Raw genomic sequence first — 19,381 nt, 5'->3', positions numbered from 1 at the left:
TTTTATTTATTTTGCAATACTGCTGAGATTGTTGCTTCTGCAACTTTTTCTTCGCTAACAGATGCAATACACCTAAATTTGTGTACACCTAAACACACACTTTGAATGTTAGCTTGAAGAATCAATGTGTCCCCTGGAGTAACTAGCTTTCTGAATTTTGCATTTTCAATGGATCTCAAGTAAACAACTTTATTTTCTATTGTTTCTTTACCTAGAACACATATAGCAGATGCCTGAGCTAGAGATTCAATTATCAAGACTCCTGGCATTATTGGATGACCAGGGAAGTGGCCAATAAAAAATGGCTCATTGAAAGTCACATTTTTGATTGCTTTTATACTTTTACCAGGATCACACTCTATAACTCTATCTACTAAGAGAAACGGATAAGAATGTGGTAATATTTTTATAATATCACTGATATTAAATTGCATAAGCCTACTCAATGCTTTGTAAAGCAAATTCAGGTACTTCCTTGTTTACATTTTTTAGTACCACATCTGATAAATCAACTTCGTCCATAGAGTATAAAACTTGGTTCTTTTTTGAAATAAATAGTACCAAATCTATGTTGTTTTTTTCTGCCGTTCTTTTAGCAACTTCTTTTATTTTATTAAAGACACTCTCTACTGCTTCTCTATAGCTTTCTTCTAAATGTAACATTTTTTTAGCGTAATTATCTCTAGTATTTACAGTATGCTTATTAAACTGTTCTGTCTTTTCTTTTTTTGCTTCTTCTGACAAAAGTTCAAATTCTTCTTTTGATGGCTTAAGTTTTTCTAACTCACTTTCAAATTCTTGTTGTAATCTAGAATTCTGCTCCTTTATTTGTTGTTGTATGTTTTGCAGAGCAAGAGATTCATTGATAACTTTATCACTATCAATAATGGCAGCCTTTGTGTTCTGAGGTTGATATCCTACAAACTTATACCCCACAAATAAGGAAATAATTAAGGCAATAACTGATATAAATAACTGTATATATTTCATTCAAATCCCCGCTTCAATAGAAAATTTAACATTTGGTGATGGTATTATATCATAAGATTCCTTTACTAAAGGAAACCCGAAATCCAATCTAAGTCTACCAAAAGGAGAAAGCATTGAAAAGCCAAAACCTGGTGACACTCTCACAAGCTTGCTATCATAGTATTTCCCTTCATACTTCTTATTTTTATCATCTAAGCCAAAAAGTGTCGCATAGTCAACAAATAGTGAGCCTTTGATACCAGCATAGTCATATAGTTTTGGTAGAGGAAAATCCACTTGCTGTGTTAGATTAAAATAAGTTTTGCCTCCTAATGAGCTTTTATTTTTGTCTTCTGCTCTTGGTCCAATACCGGAAAGGTCAAACCCTCTAATCTCATTACCCCCTTTAAAAAAGTGCTGGCCAATGTTTAGATTTTCATCAGTATAAGAAAAAATATGACCTGCCGCCATCTTAAAGCGTAGCGTTATATCATCGTCAATTTTGCTTAATATAGGGTGCGTATAAAAAGATAAGAATTCAGATTTTAGGAAATTCACGTTTCCTCCCAATCCTGAAATATCCTGACTTAAGCGCAGTAAATACCCTTCTTTTGGAGCATATAGATTATCCAGTTTATTATATGCCAACGTGTATCCCACTGATGAAATCTGATGTTTACCTTTTCGGTCCAGTATTATTTCAGAGATATCGGTGTCTTGTCCACCCTTATTATCCATGTGTATATGATTATACTTATAAGAATAGCGAAGGGAATTAGTTAAGTTCTCTGTGACTTTATATGATAACTTTGTAAAAAATCCCATATCGCAACTATCAAAAGTAGTGTTTGGTTTATCTTGTTTTTCATAAAATACACCCATGCCTAGTGACGTATCAGAATCGTTAAAATTATTTTCAACAAACTCTAAATCAGTAGAAAATACGTATTGACTTTTTTCAAGAGCAAAAGAGAGCTCTTTTCCAGTACCAAATAAATTACGGTCTTTGAGGTCAATTTTAATCAATGCTCCACCAGGAAGAGACACACCTCCTCCCAAATACAACGAAGTAGTGTTTTTTTCTTTAACACTTAAGTCAAGATTTACTGCATTATCATTAACTGCATAACTATTTACTTTCACTGTTTCAAAAAAATCACTACTCATTAGTTTTTTACGTGACTTTTGAATCTCAGATATATTGTACGCATCACCTTCTGCTACACTTAGCTTACTTCTGATCACTTTATCTAAAGTGCGATCGTTACCATCAATTGTAATTTGATTTATATAAATCTTTTTACCCGGCAGCACTCTGTAGGTTACATCTACAACATTGTCACGTTGTGCATACTCTGGATTAACTTTTGCAAATATATATCCTTTCTCATTTAAATATTTGTTTATTTTTTCTACTGTATTATTAATTTTAACTCTATTAAATATCTTATCGTTTTCCTCTGTTATAAAATCCAATATTTCTTCTTTTAGGCTCAAATCCTGAATTTCAGTTTCAATATTAACCTCATTATTTCCAAATAAATACTGCTGTCCTTCGTCAATCAAAAAAGTTAACTCTGTTTGATTGTTATTATCAACCTCAACAATTGGTTGAATATTATTTTGAATATATCCTTTAGATGAATAAAAATGATCGAGCAATTCTGTGTTAATCAATAGATATTGCGGTGAATAATGATTTCCGCCTTTAAAAATAGCTCTAAATAACTTACTAAATATGTCATTACTATGTCTTTTGATAACTTGCTCTAGCTCATTTTCAGAAAAGTTTTTATTGCCTATAAATCTTATATCCTTAATTTTAGAGGTTTTGCCTTCTTTTATTTTAAAAATTAGATTGACCCTATTGCCATCAAGCTTATTCAGGTCATATTCAATTTTAACACCAATCTTACCGTTATTTCTATAAGTAGTGACTAAATTCACTAAATCGTTTTGCAATTTTGTTTCAGTTAAAATAGTTAGCGACTTTGATTGAATCACATTACTTAGCAGCTCTTTGCTGTTAAATAACTTATTGCCTTTTAACACTACCTTGTTAATCAGTGGATTTTCTTGAATTTTTATTACTAAATTTTTTTTATCATCTATGTAAGCATTAACACTAGCAAATAACTTTGTTTTATATAGATCTTTTATAATTGAGTCTATATCATCGTCGTTTATATAATCACCAGATTTTAGTTTTATATAGAACCCTATTGTCTGGTTGCTTACCCTCTCATTACCAATACATTTGACATCTTTCACCTGCACTTTTTCCGCAGTTCCTAAAGCAACAAGCAGGGCAGGAAAAGAAATAAAAACCACTACCAGTATATAAAATAGCTTTTTCATATTTTATTTCAAAAAAGATCCCTAATATCATTTGACATTCCAGTTGCCATAAGCAAAAACAACACTAAAGCACCAAAAATAGCTGCATATTTTTGACATTTCAAGCTTAAATCCCTACGTATAACCGCTTCTATGATATAATGAAATAAATGCCCACCATCTAGCAGTGGTATTGGCAGCAAGTTAATTGCAGCTAAATTAGCTGAAATAATTGCCATGAAATACACAACCATAACGACCCCCTTTTTAGCTGATTGCCCTGAATACTTTGCGATTTTTATTGGCCCACCTATTTCATTGATACTCCTTTTACCAACAATAATGTGAAAGAGAGCTTTGATCGTTAAGCACATAGTGTGGTAAGTTTCACTTACTGATAAGCTCACAGCCCCAAGAAAAGACGACTGCTTTAATGTATTGACTGAAATAATCCCTATAGTTTCTCTTTCTATTGTGTTGCCAAAAACGTCTTTGTCCTTGATTATTAATGGAGTTAAACTGGTCCTGTGCTTCTCATTATTTCTGCTATACTCAATCTCCATTCTTGTTTTAGGATTCGACATTATCACACGTGAAATATCTTCAAAGTATTTTATTTTATGCTCATTGATTTGTGTAATAGTGTCACCTGGCAACAAACCAGCTTGCTTAGCTGCACTACCTTCGATTACATTTTCAATCACCGGTGGAGTGCGATAATAACCTGCTATGCTAAAAAATATTGTAAAAGCTATAACAGCAAATACCATGTTTGCAAAAGGCCCTGCAAAAACTACTGCTGCTTTTTTATGACGCGGTTTTGTATGAAATGAATACAATTTTTCTTCTTCCGTTAATTCTTGTTGATCAGCTGGGACACTCGCTGCATTAGTATCTCCTAGCATTTTAACATAACCACCCAATGGAACAACGCTTAATTTCCATCTAGTTCCAGACTTATCGTTAAAACCAAAAATTTCAGGACCAAAACCTATGGAAAAAGATTCAACTTTAACTTTGCATGCTTTGGCAACAACATAATGCCCATATTCATGCACGAATACTATGACAGAAATTATTAAAGAAAATGATAAAAAATAATATATTCCATCGCTAAATTGATGGATAAGATTAGAAATTAATTCCACCTGTATATTTAGATCTTAACAAAATGTTAAGTATATTAAAATGCGCCTCGCTTGACAAGTATTTAGTTTAACTTTTAAATTAAAAAAAGTTTAATTGTAATGACAGATACCTCACTACTCAGAAGAAAATTAATATATAGAAGCTGGCATAGGGGTTGCAAAGAAACCGATATACTTTTAGGGCATTTCGCATTGAAATATCTTGATAAATTTTCCTTAAGCGAACTAATCGAATACGAAAAAATAGTTGATCTTGATGATTACGAATTATATTGTTACATAACTCGTAAGACAAACCTCCCTCCTGGCTTGAATAGTCAGATAGTCAATTTAATTGCTTGCTTTATTGAAGCTAATCCTTTATGCACTCAAGATTAGTGATAATCTTATTTACCTTATCTAGTACCTCAGTATATTCTATTCTTTTCTCGTTTCTATACTTTTCGCGCTCTTGATTTACTTCATCTAATCGCTTTGTTAATTCTAAAATTTTATCCTCAAGAATTAGTGCTGCAAGTAAGAAATTTAATGCATCCGAACCCTTACCTCCAGTTTTTTGAGATACAGAACTAACTAACTTGTCAAAACTATTAGCAAGGCGTAATAAATGATTCCCCTTCCCACTTTCGCAAGATATTTTATATGTATTATTACGTATAACTATTTCTACTACTTGCATATGGTGCTAAAAATTTCTATCGTACAGTATAAACTCAAACCCCTACTTTCATCTTATTTATGGTATAAATTTTTATTCATTTATCAAATCAGATAATTTTTTACTGCTACGAAAATATGTTTTAAAGTATTGATTCTTTGTAAACTTCTGTAACATTAAATGGCTTGTTTCTTTCAAGTTATAACTTCTAACTGAAAAAGAACCAAACCCCCTAATTTCAACTCTATTATGATGTTTCAATGTGCTTGAAAGTATCCCAAAAAATCTATCAACTATAGCTGCTATAACAATCTTATCTAAAAAAGGATGTCTTTTTGCTACCCTCGCTATTATATCAGACTTTGTTGCCATTTATATGAAGCCAAAATAAGTAAACCTTATCACTTAGCAGATAATGCTATGTTATATTCTTCAACACCCAATACTTCAACTTCTATTTTTTCTGATATAGAGAATTTTTTATTCTCTGGTAAATGCTCTTGATCTATTAGAAGGGTTACATCGTTCTCAACTTCAACGACTAGTCCATTATCTTCTCTCTTACCTACAATAACCTGTATTTTATCACCTACCTTAACTTTCTTTATCAGTTCTTCAAGAGGATCATACTCTATTTGTTTTATTCCAAGGTAAATTCTTGCCCGATTCACGTTAGCCCTTATTACTTTTGCTTCTATTTTATCACCTACATTATACTTCTTTATCTCATCTGAACCATTTTTAGACCAACTAAAATCTTTCACATATATTGTCCCTTCTACGTTCTCATCTATTTCAGAATCACCGAAAGCAACAGATACATATGAGCCGGTATTATTCTTCACTTCACCAGAAACAATAGAACCAGGAGGATATTTATTGATAAATACTTGCCAAGGGTTGTCTACACACCTTTTCATGCTTAAACTCATCCTACTCTTAGCAATGTCAATACTGAGAATTTTTACATATACTTCTTGTCCCCTTGTTACGAGACTACTAACTGGTAAATTACTCTTAACCCAAGTTATTTCTGACGAGTGCACTAAACCTTCAATTCCAGGTCTAAGCTCAACAAATAATCCATAATCTTCTATGCTTGTTACATAACCCTTATGCACACTATCAACTGGATATTTTGACTCTGCATCTTGCCAAGGGCTATCTTCTAGCTGCTTCACACCCAAGGAAATTTTAGCATTTTCCTTGTCTATTTTTATAATTTTAACTTTTATAGTCTGACCACAAGTAAAAACTGCAGACGGATGACTTACCCTACTCCAAGAGATATCTGTAATATGTAACAATCCATCTATAACTCCCACTACATCTGATTCATGAATACCGACAAATACACCGTAATGAGTGATACTTTTTATTTTCCCTTCTATTATATCGCCTTCATTTAAAGATTCTAAAAATTTAATTTTTTCACCAGCGTGCAATTTTTCTAACACCAGCTTTCTTGATACTACAATATTGCCCTGCTTCTTATCCATTTTAAGCACGATGAACTTTTGTTCAGTTTCAATAAGGTGCTTCGCATCTTTTACTTGCTTCAAATCCACATGACTCAGCGGTAAAAAAGCGCTTATTCCGTCACCAAGATCAACAATAAAGCCACATTTAATTGAGCGTTTAATAACTCCGCTTACTTCAGCCCTTGTAACTGTATCTTCTTCCAACTTATTCCATTTTTCGTCCCTAATTGCTTTTTCACGACTAAGAACAACATTACCATGATAATCTTCAATTCTTTCCACATAAACTCTGATTTTCGAGCCAATAATGACCTCATCATTACAACCGAGTTCCTTGATCAGAATTCTCCCGTCAGATTTTAAACCAATATCAACCACAACGTCGTTAGGGTTTATTCTTGTAATTACACCTTCTACCACATCTCCTTCTTTAATTTTGTTAACAAAAGAATCTTCAAACAAGGTATTATCTTGATCCTCAAATTGGCCTTGACATATCTCTTCTATAAATTTGTTTGATGATAGCTTTCTGATAGTAACCGGTAGATTTACGACTGGATTATTATTATTCATACCTTTAACTTAAACTTTATTAGAACTCATATATTATATAATATTAACAATTATTGACAAGTAATTTTTCATTAACTCATTTCGAGAATTGTTTAAGCTATATAAAATATAGTGAGAAAATTATATATGTATCAAGAATATGCTATTTAAGAATAGCAAGTGGATTAGATCGTTCTCCAGAAGGTCCAGGCTAAAACCTGATGTTGATGAAATATTGGAAAAATATTCTATTCAAAACAGCAAGGAATCTATAGAGAAAATTGTAAATTCACAAAAAAGAATATGGGTAGAAATAGGCTTTGGCAACGGTGAAAATATGCTTTACCAGGTGCTCAATGAACCTGATCTATTATTTATAGGATGTGAGCCCTACTTAAAGGGGGTTTCTCGCTTGCTGACAAACATAGAAATACAGAACATAAAAAATATTTTAATGTGGACAGAAGATGCAAGAGAATTGATTGCAAATTTTCCTGATAACAGTGTTGAAAGATTCTTTATTCTCTTTCCAGATCCATGGCCAAAAAGAAGTCACAATAAAAGACGATTAATTAATACGGAATTTTTAAATTTATTAGCAAAAAAAATACTTATAACAGGGGAAATATTCATTGCAACCGATCATCAGGACTATGCAGAGTGGATAGCATCACATATAAAGCAGTGTAACTCTTTAATCTATAGGGAAGACGATTTCACAAGTTATACTCTTACAAAATACCACAGAAGAGCGCTCAAAGATCAGCGTAAAGTGAGGTTCTTTAAAGTAAGTGTTATTAATAATTTGCAGACTATGGATCAATAGAGTTTTTGCATATCTCTTTTACGTTAACTATAGATTAAAAATAATAAAAAAAGAGGGAGAAATAGAGTAAATTCCTTTAATTACTTCTCCTTATGAAGGAATAGACTTCTTGCATAACCCAAACTAAGTAGAAAAAAGGTATCATCCAAGTAGCCCCTTTCTCGTCATGCCGCTGCGAATCGTCATACCGCCGCGGCGCATAAGTGTTGAAAGTATCAAAAATAACGTGATATGAGATGATCAACGGCATGTAAATTACCTCCCGACAGTAAAACAATCGAACGTATAAAAGAGTCATTTAGATCCAATGTGAATTGCAGTAATGCTATTTTGAACCCATGTAGATTATTTTTGATTTTATAAACAAGAAATAACAAAGCCGTAATAATAATCATGTAAATATACACCTTCATGCCATTCATAGTATGGCTTAAAAAGTGCTTATATCCAAGATTTTGCTTTATAAATTTAAAGAACACTTCTATATCCCATCTGCGCCTATATAGCTCTGTTACTTCATAAGCTGGCATTTCAAACAAGTTTGTCAAAAACCATATTTCATCTCCAATTTTATTTCTGATTTTTATTAGCCGTAGATCATGCTTTTCTGCCACTTTACCTCGTGCACGATAAAGATTAACTATTATATCTTCTAAAATCTCTGATCCATCCGATTTTTGTTCTCTTATAACTTTGTTCCTGCTTATAACATCATGTTTTCTTCCTACTTTAACTCTTGTGATAAATTTGTACTCCTTTTCATCAAATTCGGCAAAAGTTCCAACTTTTCTGATTCCTCTATCAAATAATAAAATATCCTCTTTTTCAACTTTAGCTTCATTAATTGCTCTCACTAATGCTATATCTTCACTACTTTCTTCTTGTCCTTTACAAAATCTTATACTTGTCGGCAATTGATCCTTTAATCCTACACTCACTTTAACTTGACTGTCGTTACTTTTACCGCCTATTTTTAGCCCATCTTTTATGAGATATCCCGATAAATTTATGATCGTCGAATCAAACTTATGTAAGTTATTTAATGTTTTTTGGGGTAATAGCTTTTTAATCTTGCTCATCAAATCAATATATACTCCCTTAAAATATTCTGGATTTATAACTTTTAACCTTTTTGACAAACCACTGTATGTTACTGTACTTTTATCGCTATTCTTATCCATTATACACCTGTTTATTACCATTTCTAGCGCTCTTAGGCTTGTTTTTTGCCCCATTAATATTAACTTCATTAGACCTTTAAATATAATCTTGCCCAACAATTTAGTATTACATTTATCTACTTCACTTAATTTTCCTAGCCTTTCTAAATCCTCATCTTTTATTAAATTTAGTACTCTTTCTATTTGATCCATTATTGCCTCCATTTTCTTGCAATAATAGTTCTTTATGTCTTTTTTGTGTTACTTTCAACACTTATGCGCCGCGGCGCTAACACGTAGCGGGATGATGAGGCTTATCGTCATGCCACCGCGAACCGTCATACCGTCACGGTATCTCTTAGCCGCTAACAAGTAGCGGGATGACGGTTGTCAGGTTAGCTGTTATCCCAGTTTTTGACACTGGGATGACAACGAAGGGCTACTTGGATGACAGGGAAGGATGCTGGAATGAAGGTTTTTCAAATTGTCGATAAACCTAAATCTATAATAACTATTTGCCTTTTTTCTAGGTTATGCAAGAAGTCTACTGAATAACAGTAAGATTTTTCAATCCTGTTCCACAGCAAATTTTAGTGCCATGTGAGTAGTTATGGTGCTGTTAACAATCAAAATAACAAAAACTAAGATGGTGATTAGTAGTGTATAAATATTCAAGGATAAATTTTCAAATTGAGTTAGCATTTTAAAATACACAAAGGTTGGCATTATCATTGGCAAAACAAGAATTTGCGATACTCCTGATGCTAAGTTGTTTTGACCAATCATCAATGCATTTCCAGTAGCTGAAATATTAGTGATTATCAGCGTATTAAATAATAAAGACACTCCAACTGCTATTGAGTGTTCAATACTATTGCATAGAACTGCAAAGCTGAATATGGAAGAAATCACTGAAATTGGTAATCCAAATAATAGCCAGTGAGCGAAAATTTTATAAGCAACTATAAGCCTAGAAGAGAGTGGCTGTACAAAGATTTGCTCTAATATTCCATCATGATAATCAGATGTAAACAAATTATTTGTAGAAATCTGCAAAACAAATGTAGCACATATCCATGTTAATGTTAACATAACTTCTTGTTTATTGTTGTTTTTAAGTGTAAATGAAGATAAACTTAACATTATGATAAAAATACATACTATATAGGTAAAGTTCTTATCATCTATTACTAATTTTTTTACTGAGTCGATCATACTAGGCTTTTAAATGTTTATTATAAATTATAGTGTTTACTTTGAGGTAGTATAATTTTTTGTTCATAAATTATATAGGTTTTATTATTTTTTTAATAATGCAATTATGGAAAAGTTACCAAAAATAAAGTCACCAGAAGATTACACTCCTTCAGAAGATGAAGAATATATGAGCGTAAAACAACTGGAATACTTCAGCTTAAAGTTACAGTCAATACTCGCTGAGCTGGAGAAACAAGAACTAGAAGAGAATAGTATTGATACATACTATTCTGATGGAGATAGTGGAAACGAGGAATTAATCAAGCGTCGAAAAGATAGAAAAGAAAAAATTAAGGAGGCGTTAGAAAAAATAAAATTAGGCACTTATGGTTACTGCGATGGAACAGGAGAAGAAATAGGAGTCGAAAGACTTAAAGCTAATCCGCTTGCTATATATTGTATTGAAGAGCAAGAGAGAGTAGAAAAAGAAAAGAACGTGTACAACATTAACGATTAATTTACACATAAGTGGTGAGCCCATTGGACTTCAAGAGGAGCAAGAGGCGCTGAAGTATGTTATGCTATAAAGAAAGTGGAAAATTGGACATTCTCAACTTGACTCCTGCAGATTAAAAATTAAGTTGTATCCGTTCAGGCAATGGCGTCAACTTAAGGAAAAATATCAGCGATAGTGTATAAAATTTCTCTCTAAATTTTTTATCATTAAATTATCCAAAGAGTGCAATAAACAGCACTTTTGTTTCTATTTTATTTCAACAAAGAAGTTTAAAATGTGTCCTTTTTAGGTGAAACATGCGTGCGCCAAGCAAAGTGCGTAAAGTCCAGTTGGTGAAAATCCAACCCAGGCAAAGCCTAGCCAGCAGGCTGGAACAAACCACTATGCTGCGTAAGGTAACGAGCGTAGTAAAGCTAGTGGAATGGACAACACAGGGTACAACGAAAGTGAAGGTATTGAGTCCCGAAATTCTCGATGTCATAGAGGTCGACACGTTGCATATAGTGGAAGACAGCAAGAAGGGTAACAATAGGGCAAGTTATCACTCACTCTATCGGGATCTGAGGCCGTATCACGTGTTGAGATGGAGTTTACGTAAACTTGGGAGATCCTTTGTATTCCTATTAAGGTACGTTGGAACAAGTCAACAAAGGCGAGTACTGACGGAAGATATAAAGGAAGTCGGACTGATTGATAGTACTCAGAGTGTGGGAAAGCCACATACAAGGGGAAGCGGTCAGCAATATAGTGACTGGTTTAGGAATTGCTATGCCAATACAACGGAGGTTGGAATAACGTGCAAAGAAAACTAAATCAGATAGCAGTAAGAGCCAGGCAAGATAAACGATTGAAATTTAATCGTTAATTCATCTGATAAACGCAGAGAATCTTGCTGAATGTTATAAAGAGCTAAAGCATAACAAAGCATGCGGTATAGACCAGGTGACAGTAGAAGCTTATGGAGAAAATCTTGAAGAGAAGCTCAACACTCTGGTGGATAGTATGAAAAGAAAGCGATATCAACCGCAACCAGTGAAAAGAGTATATATACCAAAAGCTGGAAGCAAAGAGAAACGCGGGCTTGGAGTACCGTCTACAGAAGATAAGTTAGTCCAGATAATGCTGAAGAAGATATTAGAAAATATTTATGAAGCTAACTTTCTGGATAACTCATATGGTTTTCGTCCTGGTAGAAGCTGTCATCAAGCGGTAAATGCACTAAATAAAGCAGTTATGTACAGACCAACTAACTATGTAGTAGAAGTTGATATCAAGAAATTCTTTGATAATGTCCAGCACAAATGGCTAATGAGATGCTTGAGAGAACGGATAACAGACCCAAACATACTGTGGTTAGTAAAACGATTTCTTAAGGCAGGAGTAGTCGAAGCAGGACATTATGAAGCAACTGAACTAGGCACACCTCAGGGGGGAATAGTAAGTCCTATACTAGCTAATATATAGTTGCATTATGTGCTGGATTTGTGGTTTGAAAAGAAATTCAAGCTAAGATCTAAAGGTTATATGGAGCTAGTTAGGTATGCAGACGATCACCTGATTTGCTGCGAAAGAGAAAAAGATGCTAGAGAACTCTTAGAGTCACTGAAACAAAGGCTAGGAAAATTTGGACTGGAAATATCTGAAGACAAAACAAGAATAGTAAAGTTTGGCAAAAAGGAGTGGCAACAAGGAATAAGGGAGAAACGAAAAACGGAAAGTTTCAACTTTCTAGGATTCACCCATTATGGTACAAGGAGTCGTAAAGGTAGAGTAATGGTAGGTCATAAAACCTCGAAAGAAAATCTATCTAGAAAACTTAAAGAAATCAAAGAATGGGTGAAAAAGATTCGAAATAAAGTTCACCTTAAAGATTGGTGGTCAATACTTAAAGCAAAACTAACAGGACACTATAACTACTTCGGAGTTAGCGGAAATTACCGGTGGTTGAATAAATTCTTCTGGCGGGTAATCAAGCTAGCGTATAAATGGATAAACCGACGTAGTCAGAAGAAGAGTATGAATTCAAAGCAATTTATACACTATCTACAAGTTAATCCATTACCAAAACCAAGAATATGCTACTCATTATATACAAAATAGGAAATGCTGTGAATACTACATTGTGGAGCCGTGTGCGGGAAAGCTGCAAGCACGGTTCTGGTGGGGGAGTCATAGCGATAAAACTTAATCAGGAGGATTTAAAACTATGACTTCTACCAAACAAAAAGGAAAAAATTTTATTCTACAAATTAAAAATATAATATACTCGAAAGCTTTTCAGAGAATCCATTGTGTTGAGTTTTACACGAACAAGAAAACTTCCTTTTTCGGCAGTATTTTCTATGATTTTAAAGTTAGTTAAAAAAAGTTTGGGAATAGAATGTGAACTTATGGAGCCATTGACATGTACCCTCAAAGCAAGCTTTTTCTAAAGCAAGATATAAGATTTGTCATACAGGTTTTAAAGAATTTAAGCATCCAAACAGCCTATCAAGATGAGCCTGAGTTGGAGAGGCTATAGGCTTATTGCAGCAGATGGTTCTGGTATGAGATTACCGAGCTCTGAAGAAATTGTATCCGAGTTTGGCCGCTTTAAACCAAATGGAACAACAGGCACAATGCCACCATTGGCAATTTGTTTGTTGATTTATGTACTTCGCTGATTTGCAGTGCTCGCCTTGCGGCTTGGAATGTGGGTGAGCAAACGTTAGCAGAAGAACAATTACCTGAAGTCGTTACTCAAATGCGTTCATTAAATCAAGATAGATTATTATTTATCTACGACCGTCTTCATTAAAATTCATTCAGCAGCATTATGAATTGAAAGTAGACTTTATTTTTCGCTTGCAAAAAAGAAATTATAGCAAGCTATGGGAACGAATTTCATCTGGTGAATTAGATTTTGATTTTGTGCTAGAAAATAAAACGAAAAGCCAAAAAGTAAGAGTAATAGTGCTGACATTAGCCAACGGAGAAACAGAGGTATTGGTTACTTCACTTTTTGATCGAGAAAAATTTACTTTGGAAGATATCAGCAAAGCTTATGTATTAAGGTGGCATATAGAGGAGTGCTATAAACGACTCAAAATAGGTGCAGAGTTAGAGAATTTTTCTGGCGTAAATTTAGAGGCTGTATTACAAGAATTTTGGGCAAACTTAGTCATGTGTAATATATTGTCGCTTCATATGTGTGATGCACAAGGGCCTTGGAATCCAGATCAAATTGCTGAGTATCGTTTAAATTTTTCGGTTTTATTTGGTGTAATGAGGCAGAAACTCTATCAGGTACTTATTGCGCCAAAAAACTTTCAAGCCCTTTTTGATAGAGCAAGTATACGCGCTAAAGTTAAAATCCGACCGGGACGATTGTATAGCCGCGATAAGGTAGATAAGCCCAAACGCCATCATGTCTTTAGGAGAGTTTGCTAATGAAAGTTCTTAAGTTGACGCCATTGACCGTCCAGCCTCTACTTTTGAGAAGGGAACTCTTTTCTTTCCCACAGATTTTATATCTAAGGTATTGCCCAGAGTTTTTCCCTTCTCCATCTAATGCTTAAGCTTAAAGCATTAGATGCTTTTTTCAAGATACAAGGTATTGACGTTAATGTACGAAATGCTCTGCATCATACTCCATTACATCTAGCAGCAGGGATAGGACATGGAAATGTTGTCAAAATTTTAGTAAAAGAAGGAAAAGCCGAAATAGATGTCTTTGATGCACGAAATCAGACACCAATGCACTATGCAGTTAATAATAAAAAGTTGGAGATAGTAAAGTTACTGCTGAAGCTAGGAGCAGATGTAAATAGTGCACGTATGGGACAAAACTCAATGAAATTGTCGCCTGTGCATATAGCTGTAAGTAATACTAATTACGATGAAAGAGACTTATGTCTTGATATCCTCAAATCCTTAATAAAGGAGCCTAATGCTCAAGTTAATTTACAAGACTACGAAAATAAAACACCACTACATTACGCTGAAAGACTTAAAACAATAGAAGTTTTACTAACGCGAGAAGATATAGACCCTCTGGTAAAAGACTTACTATTACCCACAAATATGAGGTTCGTGAGCAAGTCGCCATCCTTCTGCTAAATCAAAGAGACGTTTATATCCTTTCCAAAGAGTAATTGGTCCTGGTTTTGGGTCGCTTTTTCTTGCTAAATGACCTCCAAGTTCACGAAACGGCTTCTTTTATAGTAGGGGCTATATTTGGACATGGTTTCCTGTGTATTTTAACATATAAAACTTTCCATTCTTCCTCAGCTAATAAGGCAGTACATGGTAATGTTGGGTTAGTTCTTGCAATTGATGTAATAAAGAAAATTCTCCAAGCAATAATGCTCATGACTGTTAAATACCTCATTAATCTTTCTGCTGTTCCAAGTCTACATTCCTCAACTTTGAGACCGGATTTAAAATTTTATGTAATATCTCTATTTTCCATCTAAGGCAATTGTAAGTTAAAAACGTGATATAAAAGAGATAAGAGAGAAAGATAACCCTGCTCACTAGGAATAGCGGGCGTGCGCGACCGAAAGGAAATTGGTATTACAACCGTTGGTATCAAGGTACGCTAGCCCTATCTCTCGATACGTTTGAATAGTTGCTTGGGACATATATATGCACCCGTTTACAATCTTAAATTAACTAAAACTATCGAGGTTTATTATGGTTACATCTTATCAAAATTTTATTGGCATTGACATCGGAAAATTTAAAAATGTCGTTGCAATTTACAAACAGAAGAATGCTGTCGAATTTGATAATAATGCTTCTGGTTGGCAACAATTATTTCAAGAGTTTTCAGATATTCTACCTAATGCTTTAGTGACTTTAGAAAATACAGGGAAATATGAGCTTGGCTTATCACATTTTCTTACCGACAAAAATATTGCCGTGCATCGAGCTAATACTCGTAAAGTAAAAAGCTTTATTTTATCTCACGGAACTTTAGCAAAGTCTAGATGCAAGAGCTCTTGCTCAATATGGATTTGAACGCCATAGAACTATCTCTCTATTTGTACCTACCTCTACAGAACAATCAACTTTGGCTGCACTTTGTCAACGTCGTGATGATATTACGCAAATGAGAACTCAAGAAAAATGCAGACTTGAAGCACCGGAAAATGATCATATAAAAGAAAGCTGTCAAAAGACCATTGAGTTTTTCGATAGTCAAATAAACGAACTCAATGATACTATACAAAAGATTATTGATGAAAGCCGCGAATTACAACAACGCCAAAAAATTCTTAAAACAGTTCCTGGAATAGGTAAAAAGTTATCACAAGATTTTTTGTGTTTAATGCCAGAGCTTGGTTACTTAAATAGAAAAGAAGTAGCAAGTCTTGCCGGAGTTGCACCGCATCCAAAAGAAAGTGGTAAAGCTGTTGGTTACCGAAGGATTACAGGTGGTAGAAGTAACGTTCGTTCAAAGCTCTTTACAGCCGCTATGGCTGCTACAAGGTCAAAATCTATACTTGGCGCCTTTTATTCTAAGCTTGTTGAAAGTGGTAAGAAGAAGATGGTGGCTATAACAGCCCTAATGCGTAAAATTATAGTAATTGCTAATACAAGACTTAAAGAAGCAATTAATTTGCATACTTAAAAATCTTCACAACGGTAACTGAAATTGGCTAATGAATATGTGCGTCCACACAGACTTAAAGCACATATTCATTAGCTTAAGCAGAAATTGCTGTGGTAGCTGTTTGATATAAAATTCTATTTCTATGACAAACGGGTTTTTATTGCCCATATAATTTGCAAAATTACACAAATAAAAAAATTTTTAAAAAACATAGTTGATACCAACTAATTTTTTCAACAGCTTCATCGAAAGTATTAACTGAAAGATTCGTTAATAGCATCCATTCTAGCGGTTTTTTTTAAGGGAAGGGGAGTTTTCTCAACAACATAAACTGCATAAAGTGGTAATTTAGGTAGTTCTTCCGTCTTATGCCTAATATTATTCTTAGATGGATTCATCATAAACTTTCCAAATCTAACTTCCAAACGTGCTGTTCTTTTTCTACCGTACCTGCACAATGAGAGGATTTAATAAATGCCCATAACTTCTGCTCACCTTTTTCAGGATATCGAGATTTTCTATTTACTGCTCTATCTCTGCATGCTCTAACTAGCACTGCCGAATTAAGACTATGTGCAAGCTCAAAAAAGTCATATATATCTGCTTCTCTATCGCATACAGTTATAGTCTCAGTTTGAGTTGGATCAATAATATTATTTGTTTTTCTTAAAGTTTCCAACCACTTTACGCTTTCTTTATCTTCAATGCGATCGCTCTTTTTTTTAAGGTTCTCAGTTTCTTCAGGTCTTGAATAAACTTTTTGATCTAGTATCCCTAGTACCAAACCTTCTATACTAACGGCAAGAGCTGTATGCATTATAATACCTTTTGCAGTATCATAACTGGACAAATTTGCTAATCCGCTTGTTTTTTTATGGTTATTATATACAATGTAACTGGTATCTTGAATGACAAGAACCCTCTTGTGAGCTTTTGTTCTTTCAACTGTTTTATCAATGTGTGAAGCTAGAATATCGACTTCTTTTACGTTCTCATTTTAAAAAAAACGATATGCTGCTTTTGCTTCTGACCAACTTCCGCATGCCTCATTAATTGAGCTTTCAGGTAAACTTATCAAACTGTCAGCAATATTTACTAATCGGTCAGTTAATCTTTTATCTCCAAGTACAGCATCTCCAAATTCATTTTTAGCCCATTCATTACTCTCGTTTGCCATTTTTATACCCTCAATATTTGCAAACTCTAATATTGTAATACTTTATTTATAAGTACATTTATATTTGTGGGTAATAGTAAGATAAATAATAGTGCAAATTTTTCTATGATATGCGGTAGTGGTGTATATGTAAGATCAATTGCTCGTGATCTTGGAATTGCATTAAATTGTTTTGGACACATTACAAAATTAAGAAGAACTATGGTAGGTGACTTTAGAGAAAATGAATCAGTGACAATTGAGCAACTTACTCTCCGATGTCATCCCAGTGCTTGACACTGGGATGGCTTTGTTGCATCGCTACTTATGAAAGGCTAACTATAGTTAGGATTATAAGCAACCTATTGAAAATCTTGTTTTTTTGCAATCAATCTGATCAAATTTAAGAATAGTAATTTATTATTTATATTAATAAATTTAATTCTATTGAAAATAGCTAAAGCATTGAAATTCTTGAATTTTAGCCGGATTAGTGAGTGGTAGTGAAATTTCTTTTACTCAAATTTAGGTATTCACTGACCGTTCTTGTTATAAATACCAGAATAATAAGCTACTGATATTCTCTACCTTTTTTATCTTTATCCATCATAGCTAGCGATGCAACAAAGCCCACTGGGATCCAGATATACAAATACTTACAAATCATGTAATGGACAAAAGATTCTAGGAGCATATGTCAAAAACAATGTTCGTGATGAAATAGGCTGGATCCCAGTGGGCTTTGTTGCATCACACTTTATGAGATGGTGATTTATGGTAAATTCATGTAACTATCTCAAATTTAGCCATACCAATATCAGTGAATTTATTAAGCAAATAGCATTTGATTAGCAGTTCTTTTTCTCGATTTATCTCAGATTTATTCCTAAAACTAAATCCGAATATTTGCTTTAATCTTGAGAAAAACCCTTCAATATAAGATCTTTTCCCATAATTTACTTCTTTTTTCCATTCTTTCATGCCATCTTCACCGTATAATTTTATTAACCTAATAGCAGCATTCCTGTCAGACATATAATCTATTTCTGGATGTTCTGCCGCATTGTTTATTGGTGGAATTTTTGTCTTTATATCGTATTTGTTACACAACTTATAAAACTTGTGCCTATCACATGCTCTATCTGCATATAGTGCTTTTATGGCATGCTGAAAATCAACTTCTTTTAGCAAATCACAAGCTCCATAGTGATCAGAGTAGACACCGTTACTGTATTTTACAGCTATGGCTTTTTTGTTGTTTATATTCAACATTACGTGCAATTTTCTCGTTTGCTCATAGCCACGATATTTTCTGTCAGTGCTATTTTCCTTGCTGTGACCAGGAGTGTTGTTGTATATACTAATTCCTGTACTGTCTATAGCAATTTCGATATCTTCCATATTATTTTTATCAATTCTGCAATCATTTATCTTAATATTAAGTTTCTTAAACCTTCTTGATGCTTGTGAATAGCTGATAACTGCCAAATCTCTTCCTATTTGTTGCAAATACCCTTTTATAAACCCGACTGTTTGTCTTAAACCAATTCTAAAGAAACTGACGATTATATGCACCAAAATCACAACTTTATCACTATAAATATAGTTGCCGCCCTGCATTTTTGGACAATTCTCGTACCAATTTTCTATGGCGTCATTGATATAACAAAAAATGCTTCCTCTTTCTTGGAGAAATTTGTTATATTCATGGCAGTTACTGACTCTCATTTTTTGTGGCATATTTTTTCTTCAACAGTTAAATGGCTATTTATAATGAATTTTGT

Annotated in this window: 14 protein-coding genes and 6 pseudogenes; 8 read left to right on the top strand and 12 right to left on the bottom strand. The window is 33.6% G+C overall.

All coding sequences use genetic code 11. From position 1 onward, the window contains the following. Positions 1-2 precede the first annotated feature (2 nt). The 4 genes from fabZ to rseP are packed head-to-tail and all read right to left on the bottom strand — an operon-like array spanning position 3 to position 4,454. Positions 3-434: a 3-hydroxyacyl-ACP dehydratase FabZ gene (gene fabZ, locus NL281_RS00495; RefSeq protein ID WP_065094742.1), complete on the bottom strand. Its 432-nt coding sequence runs from the start codon at positions 432-434 to the stop codon at positions 3-5. A gap of 4 nt (positions 435-438) precedes the next feature. Next, a complete protein-coding gene (locus NL281_RS00490) occupies positions 439-990 on the bottom strand; it encodes an OmpH family outer membrane protein (protein WP_253303391.1) in 552 nt (183 codons plus the stop codon). Then, a complete protein-coding gene (bamA, locus tag NL281_RS00485) occupies positions 991-3,327 on the bottom strand; it encodes an outer membrane protein assembly factor BamA (RefSeq protein WP_253303390.1) in 2,337 nt (778 codons plus the stop codon). An 8-nt stretch (positions 3,328-3,335) separates the two neighbouring features. Next, positions 3,336-4,454, bottom strand: coding sequence for an RIP metalloprotease RseP (gene rseP, locus NL281_RS00480; RefSeq protein ID WP_213863231.1), 1,119 nt, complete (start codon positions 4,452-4,454; stop codon positions 3,336-3,338). A gap of 99 nt (positions 4,455-4,553) precedes the next feature. Between rseP and NL281_RS00475 the strand changes: the two genes are divergently transcribed. Continuing rightward, positions 4,554-4,832 carry an FAD assembly factor SdhE gene (locus NL281_RS00475; RefSeq protein WP_006279484.1) on the top strand — a complete coding sequence of 93 codons (279 nt, stop codon included), beginning with the start codon at positions 4,554-4,556 and terminating at the stop codon, positions 4,830-4,832. Here NL281_RS00475 and NL281_RS00470 read toward each other — a convergent pair. The 3 genes from NL281_RS00470 to NL281_RS00460 all read right to left on the bottom strand — a co-directional run bounded on the left by NL281_RS00470 (position 4,807) and on the right by NL281_RS00460 (position 7,166). Next, a complete protein-coding gene (locus NL281_RS00470) occupies positions 4,807-5,133 on the bottom strand; it encodes a cell division protein ZapA (protein WP_010082086.1) in 327 nt (108 codons plus the stop codon). The genes NL281_RS00475 and NL281_RS00470 overlap by 26 nt on opposite strands. A 72-nt stretch (positions 5,134-5,205) precedes the next feature. Then, the gene (locus tag NL281_RS00465) at positions 5,206-5,484 is read right to left on the bottom strand and encodes an HU family DNA-binding protein (protein WP_010963035.1); all 279 of its coding nucleotides are present in this window, start codon (positions 5,482-5,484) and stop codon (positions 5,206-5,208) included. 29 nt (positions 5,485-5,513) lie between these two features. Continuing rightward, a complete protein-coding gene (locus tag NL281_RS00460) occupies positions 5,514-7,166 on the bottom strand; it encodes a 30S ribosomal protein S1 (protein WP_012673366.1) in 1,653 nt (550 codons plus the stop codon). A 139-nt stretch (positions 7,167-7,305) separates the two neighbouring features. Between NL281_RS00460 and trmB the strand changes: the two genes are divergently transcribed. Then, on the top strand, positions 7,306-7,971 hold the full coding sequence (trmB, locus tag NL281_RS00455) for a tRNA (guanosine(46)-N7)-methyltransferase TrmB (protein ID WP_012673367.1): 666 nt from the start codon (positions 7,306-7,308) through the stop codon (positions 7,969-7,971). A gap of 215 nt (positions 7,972-8,186) precedes the next feature. Here the strand turns inward: trmB and NL281_RS00450 are convergent, their stop codons facing one another. Beyond that, positions 8,187-9,356, bottom strand: a complete 1,170-nt coding sequence (locus NL281_RS00450) for an IS4 family transposase (RefSeq protein ID WP_253302993.1) — start codon at positions 9,354-9,356, stop codon at positions 8,187-8,189. A 342-nt stretch (positions 9,357-9,698) separates the two neighbouring features. Further along, positions 9,699-10,346, bottom strand: a complete 648-nt coding sequence (locus NL281_RS00445) for a heme exporter protein CcmB (RefSeq protein WP_253303389.1) — start codon at positions 10,344-10,346, stop codon at positions 9,699-9,701. A 106-nt stretch (positions 10,347-10,452) separates the two neighbouring features. Here NL281_RS00445 and NL281_RS00440 point away from each other — a divergent pair, with 106 nt between their 5' ends. From NL281_RS00440 to NL281_RS00420, 4 genes and pseudogenes are all read left to right on the top strand, one after another. After that, positions 10,453-10,845 (top strand): TraR/DksA family transcriptional regulator, encoded by a 393-nt coding sequence (locus NL281_RS00440; RefSeq protein WP_064124828.1) that lies wholly within the window; start codon positions 10,453-10,455, stop codon positions 10,843-10,845. A 1,002-nt stretch (positions 10,846-11,847) separates the two neighbouring features. Next, positions 11,848-12,945 (top strand): annotated as a pseudogene (gene ltrA, locus NL281_RS09035) (group II intron reverse transcriptase/maturase). 106 nt (positions 12,946-13,051) lie between these two features. Beyond that, positions 13,052-14,274: pseudogene (locus NL281_RS00425) on the top strand (IS4 family transposase). 105 nt (positions 14,275-14,379) lie between these two features. Then, positions 14,380-14,889 (top strand): annotated as a pseudogene (locus tag NL281_RS00420) (ankyrin repeat domain-containing protein); the annotation flags it as partial. Between the two features lie 6 nt (positions 14,890-14,895). On the opposite strand, the pseudogene NL281_RS00415 reads toward NL281_RS00420, so the two are convergent. Beyond that, positions 14,896-15,303: pseudogene (locus NL281_RS00415) on the bottom strand (IS4 family transposase); the annotation flags it as partial. A 216-nt stretch (positions 15,304-15,519) separates the two neighbouring features. On the opposite strand from NL281_RS00415, the pseudogene NL281_RS00410 reads away from it, so the two are divergent. Continuing rightward, positions 15,520-16,459 (top strand): annotated as a pseudogene (locus tag NL281_RS00410) (IS110 family RNA-guided transposase). 193 nt (positions 16,460-16,652) lie between these two features. On the opposite strand, the pseudogene NL281_RS00405 reads toward NL281_RS00410, so the two are convergent. Next, positions 16,653-17,618 (bottom strand): annotated as a pseudogene (locus NL281_RS00405) (IS4 family transposase); the annotation flags it as partial. Between the two features lie 66 nt (positions 17,619-17,684). Between NL281_RS00405 and NL281_RS00400 the strand changes: the two are divergent. Next, on the top strand, positions 17,685-17,894 hold the full coding sequence (locus NL281_RS00400; protein ID WP_253303388.1) for a pseudouridine synthase family protein: 210 nt from the start codon (positions 17,685-17,687) through the stop codon (positions 17,892-17,894). Between the two features lie 486 nt (positions 17,895-18,380). Here the strand turns inward: NL281_RS00400 and NL281_RS00395 are convergent, their stop codons facing one another. Further along, entirely contained in the window at positions 18,381-19,337 is a 957-nt protein-coding gene (locus NL281_RS00395; RefSeq protein ID WP_253303014.1) for an IS5 family transposase, read from the bottom strand. Positions 19,338-19,381 lie beyond the last annotated feature (44 nt).

Source organism: Wolbachia endosymbiont of Phyllotreta cruciferae (genome assembly GCF_918697765.1).
Classification (GTDB): domain Bacteria; phylum Pseudomonadota; class Alphaproteobacteria; order Rickettsiales; family Anaplasmataceae; genus Wolbachia; species Wolbachia pipientis.
This window is presented reverse-complemented; position numbering and strand designations above follow the sequence as displayed.

Excerpts from the sequence above, each read along its gene's own strand:
- NL281_RS00465 (WP_010963035.1), bottom strand. The coding sequence starts at position 5,484 with ATGGCAACAAAGTCTGATATAATAGCGAGGGTAGCAAAAAGACATCCT.
- NL281_RS00445 (WP_253303389.1), bottom strand. The coding sequence starts at position 10,346 with ATGATCGACTCAGTAAAAAAATTAGTAATAGATGATAAGAACTTTACC.
- NL281_RS00395 (WP_253303014.1), bottom strand. The coding sequence starts at position 19,337 with ATGCCACAAAAAATGAGAGTCAGTAACTGCCATGAATATAACAAATTT.
- NL281_RS00475 (WP_006279484.1), top strand. The coding sequence starts at position 4,554 with ATGACAGATACCTCACTACTCAGAAGAAAATTAATATATAGAAGCTGG.
- trmB (WP_012673367.1), top strand. The coding sequence starts at position 7,306 with ATGCTATTTAAGAATAGCAAGTGGATTAGATCGTTCTCCAGAAGGTCC.
- NL281_RS00460 (WP_012673366.1), bottom strand. The coding sequence starts at position 7,166 with ATGAATAATAATAATCCAGTCGTAAATCTACCGGTTACTATCAGAAAG.
- fabZ (WP_065094742.1), bottom strand. The coding sequence starts at position 434 with ATGCAATTTAATATCAGTGATATTATAAAAATATTACCACATTCTTAT.
- NL281_RS00490 (WP_253303391.1), bottom strand. The coding sequence starts at position 990 with ATGAAATATATACAGTTATTTATATCAGTTATTGCCTTAATTATTTCC.
- NL281_RS00440 (WP_064124828.1), top strand. The coding sequence starts at position 10,453 with ATGGAAAAGTTACCAAAAATAAAGTCACCAGAAGATTACACTCCTTCA.
- bamA (WP_253303390.1), bottom strand. The coding sequence starts at position 3,327 with ATGAAAAAGCTATTTTATATACTGGTAGTGGTTTTTATTTCTTTTCCT.
- NL281_RS00450 (WP_253302993.1), bottom strand. The coding sequence starts at position 9,356 with ATGGAGGCAATAATGGATCAAATAGAAAGAGTACTAAATTTAATAAAA.
- NL281_RS00470 (WP_010082086.1), bottom strand. The coding sequence starts at position 5,133 with ATGCAAGTAGTAGAAATAGTTATACGTAATAATACATATAAAATATCT.